The 14,327-nt window shown below is 55.7% G+C and carries 14 protein-coding genes and 1 pseudogene; 12 read left to right on the forward strand and 3 right to left on the reverse strand.

What is annotated here, in order from left to right; all coding sequences use genetic code 11:
• Window positions 1-170: 170 nt before the first annotated feature.
• Window positions 171-473, forward strand: a complete 303-nt coding sequence (locus AKJ29_RS11825) for a DUF2933 domain-containing protein (RefSeq protein WP_055191154.1) — start codon at window positions 171-173, stop codon at window positions 471-473.
• A 476-nt stretch (window positions 474-949) separates the two neighbouring features.
• Here AKJ29_RS11825 and AKJ29_RS11830 read toward each other — a convergent pair.
• Window positions 950-1,110, reverse strand: a pseudogene (locus AKJ29_RS11830) (IS30 family transposase); the annotation flags it as partial.
• A 370-nt stretch (window positions 1,111-1,480) separates the two neighbouring features.
• On the opposite strand from AKJ29_RS11830, the gene AKJ29_RS11835 reads away from it, so the two are divergent.
• The 4 genes from AKJ29_RS11835 to AKJ29_RS11850 all read left to right on the forward strand — a co-directional run bounded on the left by AKJ29_RS11835 (window position 1,481) and on the right by AKJ29_RS11850 (window position 5,403).
• Window positions 1,481-2,599: a polysaccharide biosynthesis/export family protein gene (locus tag AKJ29_RS11835; protein WP_074963771.1), complete on the forward strand. Its 1,119-nt coding sequence runs from the start codon at window positions 1,481-1,483 to the stop codon at window positions 2,597-2,599.
• A gap of 195 nt (window positions 2,600-2,794) precedes the next feature.
• The gene (locus AKJ29_RS11840) at window positions 2,795-3,928 is read left to right on the forward strand and encodes a hypothetical protein (RefSeq protein ID WP_055191160.1); all 1,134 of its coding nucleotides are present in this window, start codon (window positions 2,795-2,797) and stop codon (window positions 3,926-3,928) included.
• Window positions 3,929-3,931: 3 nt separating this feature from the next.
• Entirely contained in the window at window positions 3,932-4,585 is a 654-nt protein-coding gene (locus AKJ29_RS11845) for an ABC transporter ATP-binding protein (RefSeq protein WP_055191162.1), read from the forward strand.
• Window positions 4,582-5,403 carry an ABC transporter permease gene (locus AKJ29_RS11850; protein ID WP_235477513.1) on the forward strand — a complete coding sequence of 274 codons (822 nt, stop codon included), beginning with the start codon at window positions 4,582-4,584 and terminating at the stop codon, window positions 5,401-5,403. The genes AKJ29_RS11845 and AKJ29_RS11850 overlap by 4 nt, the downstream gene beginning before the upstream one ends.
• 43 nt (window positions 5,404-5,446) lie before the next feature.
• On the opposite strand, the gene AKJ29_RS11855 is transcribed toward AKJ29_RS11850, so the two are convergent.
• The gene (locus tag AKJ29_RS11855) at window positions 5,447-6,388 is read right to left on the reverse strand and encodes a glycosyltransferase (RefSeq protein WP_055191164.1); all 942 of its coding nucleotides are present in this window, start codon (window positions 6,386-6,388) and stop codon (window positions 5,447-5,449) included.
• A 394-nt stretch (window positions 6,389-6,782) separates the two neighbouring features.
• On the opposite strand from AKJ29_RS11855, the gene rfbC reads away from it, so the two are divergent.
• The 7 genes from rfbC (at window position 6,783) to AKJ29_RS11890 (ending at window position 13,350) form a co-directional block, all read left to right on the forward strand.
• The gene (gene rfbC / locus AKJ29_RS11860) at window positions 6,783-7,349 is read left to right on the forward strand and encodes a dTDP-4-dehydrorhamnose 3,5-epimerase (RefSeq protein ID WP_055191167.1); all 567 of its coding nucleotides are present in this window, start codon (window positions 6,783-6,785) and stop codon (window positions 7,347-7,349) included.
• Window positions 7,349-8,398: a dTDP-glucose 4,6-dehydratase gene (gene rfbB, locus AKJ29_RS11865; protein WP_055191170.1), complete on the forward strand. Its 1,050-nt coding sequence runs from the start codon at window positions 7,349-7,351 to the stop codon at window positions 8,396-8,398. Before rfbC ends, rfbB begins: the two co-directional genes overlap by 1 nt.
• A gap of 30 nt (window positions 8,399-8,428) precedes the next feature.
• Window positions 8,429-9,292, forward strand: a complete 864-nt coding sequence (gene rfbD / locus AKJ29_RS11870; protein WP_055191172.1) for a dTDP-4-dehydrorhamnose reductase — start codon at window positions 8,429-8,431, stop codon at window positions 9,290-9,292.
• Between the two features lie 26 nt (window positions 9,293-9,318).
• Window positions 9,319-10,197 carry a glucose-1-phosphate thymidylyltransferase RfbA gene (rfbA, locus tag AKJ29_RS11875; protein WP_055191174.1) on the forward strand — a complete coding sequence of 293 codons (879 nt, stop codon included), beginning with the start codon at window positions 9,319-9,321 and terminating at the stop codon, window positions 10,195-10,197.
• Window positions 10,198-10,784: 587 nt separating this feature from the next.
• Window positions 10,785-11,486, forward strand: a complete 702-nt coding sequence (locus AKJ29_RS11880; protein WP_055191176.1) for a WbqC family protein — start codon at window positions 10,785-10,787, stop codon at window positions 11,484-11,486.
• Window positions 11,483-12,310 (forward strand): sulfotransferase, encoded by an 828-nt coding sequence (locus tag AKJ29_RS11885; RefSeq protein ID WP_161805409.1) that lies wholly within the window; start codon window positions 11,483-11,485, stop codon window positions 12,308-12,310. The genes AKJ29_RS11880 and AKJ29_RS11885 overlap by 4 nt, the downstream gene beginning before the upstream one ends.
• Window positions 12,307-13,350 carry a glycosyltransferase family 2 protein gene (locus AKJ29_RS11890; protein ID WP_055191180.1) on the forward strand — a complete coding sequence of 348 codons (1,044 nt, stop codon included), beginning with the start codon at window positions 12,307-12,309 and terminating at the stop codon, window positions 13,348-13,350. Before AKJ29_RS11885 ends, AKJ29_RS11890 begins: the two co-directional genes overlap by 4 nt.
• On the opposite strand, the gene AKJ29_RS11895 is transcribed toward AKJ29_RS11890, so the two are convergent.
• Entirely contained in the window at window positions 13,290-14,132 is an 843-nt protein-coding gene (locus AKJ29_RS11895; RefSeq protein ID WP_055191182.1) for a glycosyltransferase family 2 protein, read from the reverse strand. The two genes, AKJ29_RS11890 and AKJ29_RS11895, sit on opposite strands and share 61 nt — an antisense overlap.
• Window positions 14,133-14,327 lie beyond the last annotated feature (195 nt).

Genomic DNA, 14,327 nt, shown 5'->3' on the forward strand with positions numbered 1-14,327 from the left:
CCAACTCAAGGTTTCATCCGGTCTGTTTCCGATTATTTGTCTACTGGAAGGACGTCCAATATCAACCCGACAAGGCGGTGATATTTGTATCGAAATGTATCCTTGACCTTACCACATAAGAGGCCCGCAAATGGGTGCGAGATCAATCTTGTGAGGCACATGAGGCACAGATGAGCGAGAAAAAAATGACCGGGTCAGGCCATTCCAAATTAATGCACTATGGGATGATGGCATGTTGCGCCATTATGTTTTTGCCAATCGTCGGCTACTTGATTGCTGGCGGTACGATTGGTGGGCTGTGGGGCAACTCGATCGCGTTCCTTCCGCTTCTGCTTTGCGTCGGCGCACATTTCGTGATGCACAAAATGATGGGGAAATCCTGTCACGGGGCTTCAAAGAAAGAAGAGAGGACAAACGAAATTCCACCACTCACGGACCAACGGGTGGAAAATACGCAGCGCCAAGGCGTCTGATTTGATTAGGAGATGTCGCTACGTATTGGTCGGTTTGCTGGGATTTGGGATCAGCGGTTGCTCCGCAAACCTTGCTCAATGCGTTAAACCGGATGGCATGGCGCTTTCTTCTAGGATTGCGGCATTGACCATGCCGGAAGGATGCAGAATTGAAGGGGGCTCCGCTGGCTCTGTACAGCGTCTTGCCTGTGAAAACGGACGCCAAGGATATATCATCTCTGACGATCTGGGTAGCATGTTAAAATCTTCCGAGTAACAGCTCGGGCAGCGGAATACTGCAAAATATGATCAGGTTCTCCACTCTCCAAAAAATGGTATTGCCCATAGTGGTTGATTTTGGCCTCTTTGGTCAAAGCCCGATTGCAGCCTGGACCAACTCGGTGAACTGATGCGCAGCTGAATTTGAGGGGGCACGGCGACCGCCTGCAATACGGGCAGCGACCAGCGTGGCGCCTTTGGACAACCCGCGCGCGCCAAAAGATCATCAGATCGCCTTTCCAGTTGCCGAATGGCTGCGATCATTGACCTCTTCGGGTCGGTTCTGAAGGGTCATTTTCTCAGGAACCACAAGGCTGCGGGGTTTCTTGGCATAGCGCGGTTTGCGCTTGCGCCGCCGTTCCAGCGCGTAGCGCGCCAGGACACGACGCTCCACCAAGCTCAGCTTGGTAAAAGTACCGATCATCACATCCTACTGAATTCAAAGAGGGATTAAAGCGTTTCGGGATAAACATGTGTCTCAAGTTAATCTCGAAACGCTTTAGAGAATTTCCCAAATCCATATGTGCAATTCCCACAACCTTTCAAAGGTTGCACCTCGACCCTATGTGACGCCTTTGCAACAGACTTGGCAGCCGGGATCGCTGAAACGCGCCGATGCGACACAAATTCGCCAGCAGCCCAATCGTGGTGTTGCGTGGTGTTGGAAGTTCATAGATATTCGCACAAAAAGGGGCAGATGTTTTGCCCGGGGATCCGTCTGAGACGGGCAAGCGAAAGAGGTCAGGTCAGTGTCGCGAAACACATGTAAGGTGCTTCTGTGTTTGGTGCTATTGGGGCTGTCCGGCTGCGCCATCCCACGCGGGGCTGCATGGTCCTCCGAAATCCTTTCTGAAAACAGCAATGCCACAAAGGACTATCAGGTTGTGCAGGTTGTCCGGGACAACGTTCCACAACTTGCAGATTGGCCCAAGCCTGCTGTTGAACGCCCCCTGAACTGGATCAGCAACAACCGGGGATCTCAGGCCGATCTGGTGCGCGAGGGTGACGAAGTCAGCCTTGTTATCTGGGAAGGACAGGAAAATTCCCTTCTGGCCCCGGCCACCGCAAAACAGGCCGCCCTGCCCTCAATGCTCGTCTCCCCGACCGGGATAATTTTCATCCCCTATCTGGGGGACGTCAAAATTGCCAATCTGACCCCAGAGGCAGCGCGCCAAAAGATTCAAAAGGCAATGGAGAATATTGCTCCCTCGGCGCAGGTCCAGCTTTCGGTTGCAGCCGGACAACGCAATTCGGCGGCGCTGGTCGGCGGCGTATCGCGTCCCGGAAGCTATCCATTGCTCAATCGTGACTACTCGGTGCTGAACCTGCTTGCGGAAGGTGGTGGTGTGCTGCCCGATCTGCGCAACCCGATCCTGCGCCTTCTGCGCCGCGGACGCGCCTATGAGGTCCGGGTGGATAAGCTGTTGTCAAACCCCGAGATGAACACCCCCCTTCTGGGTGGCGACAAGATTGTGGTGGAAGAAGACAAACGGTTCTTTACCGCACTGGGGTCAACCGGGCGCGAGGAGCTGGTTTATTTTGACCGTGATCAGATCACGGCGCTGGAAGCCTTGTCCATGATTGGCGGGTTGTCAGATACCCGCGCAAACCTCAACGCGGTGCTGGTGCTGCGCGACTACGCCCCCTCGGCGCTGCGCCAGAATGGATTGGGACCCGAGAAAGAACAGGTTGTCTTTGCGTTTGACCTGACCTCGGCGGATGGGCTGTTTGCGGCACGCAAATTCCAGATCAGCCCGCAAGATACGGTGCTGGGGACCGAAACAATTGTGTCCTCCGCCCGCACCGTGCTGGGTGTGATTGGCGCAGCCGTCGGCATCGGCACCTCGGTTAACAACATCTCGAACTGATGAAAAAGGTTGAACTCAGACCCCGATGAAATTCACCCGGTTGCCCGGGCAATCCTTTCGACACGGGCAAAACGCCGATCCATGAATTGATTTTGCGCGTGAGGTGTAGAAATAATATGAGCTGAGCAAACCGGCCCCTGTTCTCTCACCACATGGTGCATTCGGGTTCGAGACAAATTTATGAAGGTAAGCGTAATGAACGATGTCGCGAACATTGCTGGTCCCGCCCGGATGAAACCCCGCCATTATCGGCTGATGCAGTCCTTCGCAATCGTCGTGATTGCGCCGATCATTCTGGCGGCAATCTATCTGTGGGGCTTTGCAAAAGACCAATATGTTTCAAGCATGTCTTTCTCGGTGCGCACCGAAAGCCTGCAATCCGCAGCGGACCTTCTCGGTGGGCTGTCTTCGATCACGGGCAGCAGCAGCAGTGATGTTGACATCCTGACCCAGTTCATCGCCAGCGGCGACCTGATCCAGCTCGTAAACTCCGAAATTGATCTGGCCGCGGTATTCTCGGCCGAATGGCCAATGGATTTCGTGTTTGCCTATGATCCATCCGGTGAGTTTGAGGACCTGCAGGATTACTGGCAAAACAATGTCACCACACAATCGGAAAATGGCATCGTCACCCTGACCGTGCGCAGCTATGATCCGCAAACCACGTTGCAGATCACCGAACGGATCTACAGCAACAGCCGCGATCTGATCAATCGCCTGTCCGAAGAGGCAAGACTGGACGCCACCCGCTTCAGCCGCGACGAGCTTCAGGCCGCAGAGGAGCGTTTGGGGGCTGCCCGCGAAGCCATGACCAGCTTTCGCCTGAGCGCGCAGATCGTTGACCCCAATGCGACACTTCAGGCCCAGATGGGGATCCTTGCGCAATTGCAGACCCAACAGGCCGAAGCCCTTATTCAAAAAGACCTGCTCAGCCAGACCGTCAGGGAACATGATCCACGGATGGAGGAGCTGAACCGCAAAATCTCGGCCCTGCAACTGCAGATTGATATTGAGCAGAAAAAGTTTGGACGCGGTGGGGACGGGCCGGGAGGCGAAGATTATGCAACGCTGTTTTCCCGCTACGAACGGCTGGTATCTGATCTGACCTTTGCCGAGGAAGCATATCGCACCGCCCAGCTGACCTATCAGTCGGCCCTGTCAGAAGCCAAACGCAAGGCCAGCTATCTGGTGGCGCATGTCAAACCGACGCTGGCTGAGAAAAGCCTCTATCCGAAGCGCCCGACGACGCTGGTCGTGATCTCTCTGTTCATGACCCTTCTGTGGTCGATCGGCCTGTTGATTTTCTACAGCATCCGGGATCGGCGCTGAACCATGATCGTCTGCGAAAATCTGTGGAAAGTCTATCGGACGCAGGGAGAGGAAAAGGTTGTCGCCCGCGACATCAATGCCGTGTTTCCCACCGGCATCGCCGTGGCCCTTCTGGGGCGAAACGGCGCGGGCAAGTCCACATTGATGCGGTTGATTGCAGGCAATCAGAAGCCCACCAGCGGGCGGATCTGGAGTGACGGAACCATTTCCTGGCCGGTGGGGTTTGCAGGATCGTTCCATGGCGAGTTAACCGGGGCACAGAATGTACGATTTGTCGCCCGGATCTACGGTATCGACACCGACATGCTGAATGATTTCGTCGAGGATTTTGCCGAGCTGGGTCCGCATTTCCACTATCCCTTCCGCACCTATTCCTCGGGAATGCGGTCGCGGCTGGCCTTTGGTGTGTCGATGGGCATCCGGTTTGACACCTATCTCGTCGACGAGGTGACCAGCGTCGGGGACGAACAGTTCCGCCGCAAGGCAAGCGCCCTGTTCAAGCGTCGGATCGGCGCATCCGGCGCTATCGTGGTGTCGCATTCCATGGCTGTCATCCGTGATTTATGCAGCAAGGCGGCCGTGCTCGAAAACGGGCGCCTGACAATGTATGACGATGTGGAACAGGGGATTGCGCATCACATGGAGAACATGAAGTGACCAGTGAAACGCCCAGCCAGGACATTTTGGAACGCGATACCATGCGCGCCCGGAAATTTCGCACCTTCAGGACGGTGTTTGCCCTGATGATGCGCGAGATGTCGACCACATATGGCCGGTCGCCGGGCGGTTATGCCTGGGCCATCCTTGAACCGGTTCTGGCGCTGTCTGCCCTGTCGATCATCTTTTCCCTCGTGATCCGCACCCCTCCGCTTGGGGACAGTTTCCCGCTATTCTATGCCACCGGCTATCTGCCTTTCATGCTGTTCAATGACGTGGCCAACAAGACCGCCACATCGCTGAATTATTCCCGGCCATTGCTGCGCTATCCGGCGGTGACCTTCCTTGACGCTCTGATGGCGCGCGCGCTGCTGCACCTGCTGACCCATATCCTTGTGGGTTACATCGTGTTTTTCGGCATGGTCCTCTTTCTCGACCTGAAGCTGCACCCGGATTACACACAAATCGCCCTTGCCTATCTGGTCGGCGGGGTGCTGGGTTTTGGCGTCGGCTGTTTCAACTGCTACGTGATGATGAGCTTTCCGGTATGGGAACGGGTCTGGCAGATCCTCACCCGACCGCTGATCTTTGTCTCGGGCCTGTTTTTGCCATTTGAAGCAATGCCGCGGATTGCGCAGGAGATCTTGTGGTGGAACCCGCTGATGCATGTGGTGGGGTTTCTTCGCAAAGGGATCTATGCCCCGCTTTACGAGGGCGCCTATCTGTCCTTTACTTTCCCCGTGCTCACCGGGTTGACCCTCATGAGCCTCGGGCTGCTGCTTCTTTACCGCAATCACCAGCGCCTGCTGGAAAACTGACGCCCCTCCCCCGCTGGGCCCCGCACGAAAGGGTCGGCCAATCTCAGAGTTTGCGCGCGATGCAGGCAAGATAGAGGGCAGCGGTGCCTTTCCAGGTCTGGCGTGCCGCACCTGATTTCCAAAGCGCCCGCAGCCGATGCAACACGCCCCCGTTGCGCGCTTCGCCGTATTGGAAAAGCGCCTCTCTGGCCTCTGGTGTCAACCGATGGGAAGAGGCGGTAAGGGCCTTGATATTCGTGTCATTCCATTGCGCAAACTGGCGCCCGGCAACAAAGGCAAGGCGATAGAGCTTGCCACGAACGGAACTGTTTGCCCCGATCACATTTCCCCCGTGCTGGCGATAGTAAAGCAGATGGGATTGCTCTCGGATCACCTTGCCTCCGCACCCGGAAATCACCTGATACGCCCACCAGTCATGCACAACAATCGTGTCCACATCCTCAGCCGCCGCCCGCAAAAGCGCCGTGGCCGCACCGTTCAGCATCATCGTATTTCCGCCGCCGATGGATTGCACCAACGCATTCCCGAAACTCGGCGCGCGCCGCAGGGCGGGTGATTTGACAGATTGCGTCAGGCTCTCATTGCTCACCAGGCTTCCCGCCGCATAAAGGACAGGCTGGTGCTGTGCCCCCTCCCGCGCAAGGACCGCCTGCGCGCGGGCAATTTTTTCCGGCAACCAGACATCATCCTGATCGGAGAACATGAGAAATCCCGTGCCTTCAGGGACATGGCGGATAAGCGACAGAAAATTCTGTGCACAACCTTTTTGTGGGCCGGGCAATAGGGTGACCTCATGCCTGCCAGACACCTGCGCTTTGAACCCGGTCAGGATTTCCAATGTATCGTCAGACGATCCGTCATCTGACACCAGAAGATCCCATTGGTCATTTGTTTGTGCCAGGAAACTGTCCAGCTGCGCACGCAGATACTGACCCCCATTATAGGTGGCCAGCAGAATAAGCGTTCTTTTTGGGTGCTCGCTCACATCACACCTCATCACGATAACGCATCAGACAATCACTCACCTCACCGACCAAGAAAACGGGCCAAGAAAACGGGCCAAGAAAACGGCCGAGCAAACGGATCAGGCAACGGACTGAGCAAGTGGGACAAAAATTCCGCGAGCTCAGGTTTTCCACACATATGCCCCGGCTTACAGCAAGCTCCCCCTGGCCTCAAGCAATCCTCAAACCCATCCGCCACACCCTACCTGTCAGGGCCGATCAGAACAGATCAAGCGCCCCGGCAAAATCCCCGAAATGCAGTGAGCGCAGGTCCCCCACCCGCAGGCCGGGCAGGGAAAATGAGGATGACATGTTTCGACCAGTTTGGTAGGCACCAGCAAGACCATTTTGTTTGAGTGAGTAGAGGAGCAGAGTTTGGAAATCGCAAAGACCGCGCTGAATGGCGTGCTTGTCCTTACCCCTCCACGATTTGGCGATAACCGTGGCTTTTTTTCCGAAAGCTGGAACAAGAAAGCCCTGAAAGCGGCCGGGGTCAACCTGCCAGACTTCGTGCAGGACAACCACTCGCTCTCAACCACTGTCGGCACCATCCGGGGGCTGCATTTCCAATCCCCTCCTCACGCTCAGGGAAAACTGGTGCGCTGCGGTCGCGGGCGGTTTTTCGATGTGGCGGTGGATATTCGAAAAGGCAGCCCGACCTATGGGAAATGGGCCGGTCAGGAGCTGAGTTTCGAAAACGGACGTCAATTATGGATCCCCGAGGGGTTCCTGCATGGGTTCATGACCCTCGAGCCCGAGACCGAGATCATCTATAAATGCACCGATCACTACGCGCCCGAATGCGATGGCGCGGTGCGATGGGACAGCTGCGGCATCGACTGGCCTCTGACAGGGATCACCCCCGTCCTTTCCGAAAAAGACGAAACCGCCCCTTCACTGGATAAGTTTGACAGCCCTTTCACCTATGAAGGAGATGCGTGATGAAGCTCTTGGTCACCGGCGGCGCCGGGTTCATCGGATCAGCCGTCGTTCGACAGGCTGTGGCACAAGGGCATGAGGTGATCAACCTCGATGCGCTGACCTATGCCGCCTGCCTGGACAACCTGGCCCCGGTGGCGGACAACCCGCTTTATACCTTTGAAAAGGTTGATATCCGTGAGGCTGACGCGGTTGAGGCCGTGATTGCCAAACATGCACCTGATGCGATTATGCACCTGGCCGCTGAAAGCCATGTGGACCGGTCGATTGACGGGCCGGGCGTGTTTATCGAAACCAATGTAATGGGCACGTTCAACCTGTTGCAATCCGCACGCGCGCTGTGGGAACGGCAGGGCAAACCCGACGGGTTCCGCTTTCACCATATTTCGACCGACGAAGTCTTCGGCTCTCTCTCTCCGGACCCGTCCGAACAGTTTACCGAAGACACGGCTTATGATCCGCGCTCGCCCTATTCTGCGTCGAAAGCCAGCTCGGACCATTTGGTGCGCGCCTGGCATGAAACCTATGGGCTGCCGATTGTCCTGACCAATTGTTCAAACAATTATGGCCCCTATCACTTCCCGGAAAAGCTTATCCCGGTGGTGATCCTGAATGCGCTGGCGGGCAAGCCGCTGCCGATCTACGGCGACGGGTCCAACATCCGCGACTGGCTGTATGTCGAGGATCACGCCGATGCGCTGCTGACCGTGCTGCAGCGCGGTGAAAATGGACGCAGCTATAATATTGGCGGCGAGAATGAATGCACCAACCTTGAACTGGTGCAGACCATCTGCGCCATTCTCGACCGCAAACGCCCGCGCGACACCGGGTCTTATGCCGATCAGATCACCTTTGTGACCGACCGCCCGGGCCATGATGCCCGCTATGCAATTGATCCGACACGGATCCGCACTGAACTGGGCTGGCGGCCCAGCGTGACGGTTGAGGAGGGGTTGGACAAGACCGTGGACTGGTATCTTGAAAACACCTCCTGGTGGCAGGCCTTGCAAAATCGCGAGGGGGTCGGCCAGCGGCTTGGCACCAAGGCGTAAAACGGGGGCAGACTTCGGGAAAGAACTGAGATGAAAATCCTCCTATTTGGCAAAACCGGTCAGGTGGCCACCGAACTGCAACGCCGTGCCGGTGCAGTGATCCTGGACGTTCACGGACGTGACAGTGCGGATTTTTCAGATCCCGATACCTGTGTGCAGCTGATCGAGACCACAGATGCCGACGCGGTGATCAACGCGGTGGGTTATACCGCTGTAGACCAGGCCGAAGAGGACGAAGCACTTGCAACTGTGGTGAATGGCAGCACGCCGGGCCGCATGGCGCAGGCCGCCGCAAAGCGTGGACTGCCTTTCGTTCATATCTCGACCGATTATGTCTTTGATGGCGCAGGAACGGCGCCGTTTCACACCGATCACCCCACCGCCCCCCTTGGCGCCTATGGGCGCAGCAAACTTGCGGGAGAGCTACAGGTGCGCGCGGCGGCCGGCCCCCACGCGATCCTGCGCACATCATGGGTGGTCAGCGCGCATGGAAACAATTTCGTCAAAACCATGCTGCGGCTCGGGGCCGAGCGGGACCAGCTGAGCATCGTCGCCGATCAGATCGGCGGCCCGACCCCTGCAGCCGACATCGCGGATCTTTGCCTGACGGTCGCACGGCAGCTGATTAACGCCCCCGAGAAAAGCGGGACCTATCACATTTCCGGTGCCCCTGACGTCAGCTGGGCAGATTTCGCGCGTGAGATTTTCCGGCAATCCGGCCTGCCCTGCCAGGTCGAGGATATTCCCAGCGCGGCCTATCCGACCCCTGCCAAACGCCCACTGAACTCTCGACTCGACAACGGCTCCACCCTTGCGGAATTTGGATATTTCCGCCCAGACTGGCGCAAGGGGCTCAACGATATTCTGAGGGATCTGGATAAGATCACTCCCTAAGCCGAAATTTACAGGAAGGTTTCATCATGACACAGCGTAAAGGCATCATCCTGGCCGGCGGCTCTGGCACCCGGCTTTACCCCATCACCATTGGCGTATCGAAACAGCTTTTGCCAATCTATGATAAACCCATGATCTATTACCCGCTGACCACGCTGATGCTGGCGGGCATCCGTGAGATCGCTGTGATCACCACACCTCAGGATCAAGAACAGTTCAAGAACACGTTGGGGGATGGCAGCCAATGGGGGCTGAGCCTGACCTATATCGAACAACCCAATCCCGACGGGTTGTCGCAAGCCTATATTCTGGCTGAAGATTTTCTGGATGGCGCCCCCAGCGCAATGGTTCTGGGCGACAATATCTTTTTCGGCAACGAGCTGTCGCGCATCCTGCAAGAAGCCAGTGCACAGGAGCAGGGCGGCACCGTGTTCGGGTATCGCGTCGCAGATCCCGAGCGATATGGTGTTGTGGGGTTTGACAAAACCGGACAGGTTACCGAGATCATCGAAAAACCGGAGCGCCCACCGTCCAGCTATGCGGTGACAGGCCTTTATTTCCTGGATGGATCAGCCCCGGAAAGAGCCCGACAGGTGCGCCCATCGGCCCGCGGTGAACTCGAGATCACCACGCTTTTGGAGATGTATCTCGGCGAAGGCTCTCTGACGGTCAAGAAACTCGGGCGCGGATATGCCTGGCTGGATACCGGCACCCATGGCAGCCTGCTGGATGCAGGGAACTTCGTGCGCACACTTGAGCGCCGGCAGGGCCTGCAAACCGGAAATCCTGATGAGATTGCTTTTGAAAAAGGCTGGATCAGCGCGGAGCTGCTGCACGAGCGCGCACAGAAATTCATTAAAAACACGTACGGTAAATACCTGCTGTCACTTATGACAGATCACTGAACAACTACGGGCGGGCGCCGGTAGGATCAGCGAGAAGGTCGACCCCATACTGGTGGTCATGCCAATCATGGTCGGGCTGAAATCAAGCAGGTCCTGTGTGCTGGAAAGGGCCGGAAGGGTCGCCCCTGAAAGATAGAAAGCATATTCGACATCGTTCACGTAGTCATACAGATCCAGAACCTGGGCTGCCTGTCCGCCACCCTAAAGCGTTTCGAGATAAACTTGAGACACATGTTTATGCCGAAACGCCCACGACATTGATATCTCTTGCCGCGTTTCGACTTTTCCCTGCCTCAGATTAAAGTCGAAACGCTTTAGGCAATGGTGCCAACGACGGCCTCGATATTGTTGAGATCTGCGCCTCCCAGTTCCACGCTATATGTCGCCATGCGGGTTTCCCCCAAAAATTAACAAAATTGCAGTTATTTTCCTCCAAAAATTATTTTTGACTGCCAGATGAGAATGTTCCGGGGGAAAAGAGTTGGCCTATTGGCGATACCGAAAACAAGAAGACCACATGAATTTGTATATGTGCGTTTTATTTTTTTCTACAGCCTGCGGAAACGGCAGAACATAGGGGTGACATCATGATTGTTGGCATTATGCAGCCATATTTCTTCCCCTATTTCGGGTATTTCCAGCACGTAAATGCCACCGACCGTTTCATCATCCATGACGATGTTCAATTCATCAAAGGGGGGTGGATTGCACGAAACCGACTGTCGAAAAACGGCACTCCCGAATACTTTCGGGTAACGGTGCAAAAGGCCCCTGTCGAGGCGCATATCAACGCGATTGAAGCCCCGCAATTTGCCAAGGACATACGCAAGGTCATCGGCCAGTTTGAAAGCTTCTATGCAAAAACCCCGAACCGCAAACTGGTGCTTGATATCCTGCGCGACATGCCAACCTCTAGCCGGATCAGCGATATCAACGTCCACTACCTGCGCAAAACCTGTGAGGTACTTGGGATTACAACACCAATTGAGCTGTCCAGCGATCTGAACCTGCCTGCGGACCTGCGCGCAACTGACAAGGTCATCGGCCTGGTCAAAGCCATAGGTGGCACCCATTACATCAATCCAATCGGCGGCAAGACGCTTTACTTCAACAATGACTTCTCGGAAGCTGGGTTGAAACTGAGCTTCCTGCGCATGGCCCCGGAGGGGCAACCTGAAGGGTGGGGGAATTTCCTTTCTGTTCTGGATCTAATTGCACGCAATCCACTCGAAGACCTGCAAGCCGCCTTGGGCAACTATACTTTGGAAGAGGCTGAATGGGACCGATGAACCTACAACCCCATCTCCCCCGCAACCGCAATGACAGCATTGCCCTTCTGCACGGCCTGCCACGCAGCGGGACCTCTCTTCTGGGCATGCTGCTGGCCGGGCATCCGGACATTTCCTATCGCTACCAACCACTGGTGTCTTACGAATATCGGGATCGGCTGGGGGAGTATCTTGGTCACGACGGATTGGAAGCGCTTGCCACGGAATTGCGCACCACACAGGATCCCTTCATCCGCCAGTGGCGCCGTGAAGACCTGGACACCCATATCCAATCTGTCTCTCGCCGATCGGCACCTGTCATGTTGATCAAGCAGGTGCGATTTCACAACCATTTGAATGACTGGATGCGCGCGCCGCGTGCTCAGCTTATCTTGCTCAATCGCAAGTCCGAAGATCTGATCGCCTCCCAGCTGACCGCCTTTGCCGAACTTGGTCAATACGAATTGACGGAAAACACCTGGCGGCGTGCCGAGCAAAAGAACGGCAATGATGAAAACAGCTTTTACGGCTATGAAAAGATTGCTGAATTCCGTGAGATTTCTTCGCTGCTGAAAGCCCGTTACCCATCACGGGTGCTGAGCCTTAATTATGAAGATCTGGTCACCAACCCCAAAGCTGTGCTGGCACAGATCTTTGATTTTCTGCAACTGGAACCCGCCGGGCAGGTCACGCGACTGGTCGATTATCTGATGGAATCGACCGAAACTGCGCCTGCTGGCGCCTATCAAAAGCGGCGGCGCATCGCACCGCGCAGCAAGCCATACGCACCGAAGATTGAAGAAATCCGGCAAATTATCCGTGACGAAGAGGGGCATCAGTCATGATCCCAGCGACCCCGGCCCAAACCGCTCCTGCAGACGTCAAATACGACGGCCATGCCGTTGATATTTCGGTTATCGTCACCACTTACAACCACGCCAAAACGGCCTGGCGCTGCATTGAAAGCATCCTGACCCAGCGCACAAAATTCACCTTTGAGATCATCGTGGGCGATGACGGGTCCACCGATGGCACCATTAAATTGCTGGAACGCGTCGCAAAACTCGCGCCGCATATCGTGCGCCTTTACGAAGCTCCACGGTTTGAAAACACCTATCGGCTTGGATATCCCACGGCCCGCCATCTGCATAGTGATCTGATCACCAAGGCACGCGGCCGGTTCATCACCTTTATCGACGGTGATGATTTCTACATGGACGAGCGCAAACTGGACCTTCAGGCCTCTTTCCTCGATCAGGAAGAAGAGTATGTGGCCTGTTGCCACGATACAGGCATCTGGCGTGGCAAACGGTTTCTGCGGCGTCATCTGGAAACCCGACAACGCGACAATGAGGTTACGTTTGACGCGGTGGCATCAGGAGACAAGTATTTCTTCCTGCACAGCTTCATGTATCGCCGGATTTTCCCGATGGGAACCGTTCCCGAACGCTTCAAGGAACCGTATTTCACCGATTACGGCATTGCGCTCTATTTCCTGGAGCATGGCAAATGCCGGTATATGGACCGTCCGATGACGGCCTATAATATTACCGGCGCCGGTGTCTGGTCCTCGCTGACCCAGCTTGAAAAGCTCAGAAGCCGGTTGTGGATCCGGGAAGACCTGATGCAGCTCTATGACGGAGAGAAGAAAACGGCACTTTGGGTGGGCTGGTATCAAAACCTACGCATTTATCGCAATGAGGTGCTAAAAGCCTTGAAGCGCACAAAAAACCCGTTGATCCTCGTCAACCTCGCCTTAACCACATTGCATCTGATGTGGGGCTATCCCAAATACCGCCGGTTTGTCCGGAAATACCGCGAGACTTATCTGGACGGGTCCGAGCTGCGCACGGCGCGGCGCATAAACCTTTTCGAACCGCAATAAAGCCTAAGTGCCAGCAGCGCCGCGCCCACCCTGCTGGCGCTGCTGATCCCTGTCATGGAAAAGGCAATTTGGCTGGCGGTAACGGCACTGTATCGCTTTTGAGCAGACACGCTGTCGCCGTGCCAGCTGGAAACCGGCCCGGCTTTCTCATCGGCCTGCACTCCAAAGGCAACCATTGGATCCGCAAGGCAAACCAGCTTTCCCTGTTGCTGCAGGGTAATCGCAAACATCCAGTCAAAGACCGGGGTCTTTTGCAAAAGCTCTTCATGTTGTTTCAGACTGTTTTGAAGGTATGTGCCGCGGGTCAAGAGGCTTGAAAAACAGTAGCGATTGCCCCGCCAGAACAGGTTTTTGGACCCATCAAACTGGCGCTGCGGCGGCGCCGTCTGCCCGTAGACAGCAGCAATCTTTTGATCTTTCAGAACTTCGATCTGTTTGGCAATCTTGTTTGGATCAACCCAGATATCATCACAATCACAAAACGCGAGAAACGGCGTCTCGCCCACCTGCTTCAGCACGTTGAACAGGTTGCCCCGGCCGGTGACACGCCCATGAATAATCTGTTGCCCGGGCGACATCAGGATCTGCATTGAAACAGACCCCTCTGGGGGCAGCTTTTCCTCCCACGTTTTCAAGACCTCAAGCGTTCGGTCTGCCGAATTTTCATATCCGACAAGGATCCTGACAGGCATATTCTCCGGCAATTTCTGCCAGCGGATCCCATCAAGCACATATTCGATGGTTGCCGCGCATTCGTAGGCTGTCACGACAACTGTCAGCATGGGTCAATCCGTTTCAAGTTTGCTTTGGCGATGTGCGAAAGCGTTTCGACTTTAGCCTGAGACAGGGAAAAGGCGAAGCGCCACAAGAGATATCATTGTTGTGGGCGTTTCGGAATAAACATGTGTTTCATTTTATCTCGAAACGCCTGCGGAACACCAGAGAGGTGCAAGCTCAATACGCGGGGACAACGGATC

Source organism: Aliiroseovarius crassostreae, from assembly GCF_001307765.1.
GTDB lineage: Bacteria > Pseudomonadota > Alphaproteobacteria > Rhodobacterales > Rhodobacteraceae > Aliiroseovarius > Aliiroseovarius crassostreae.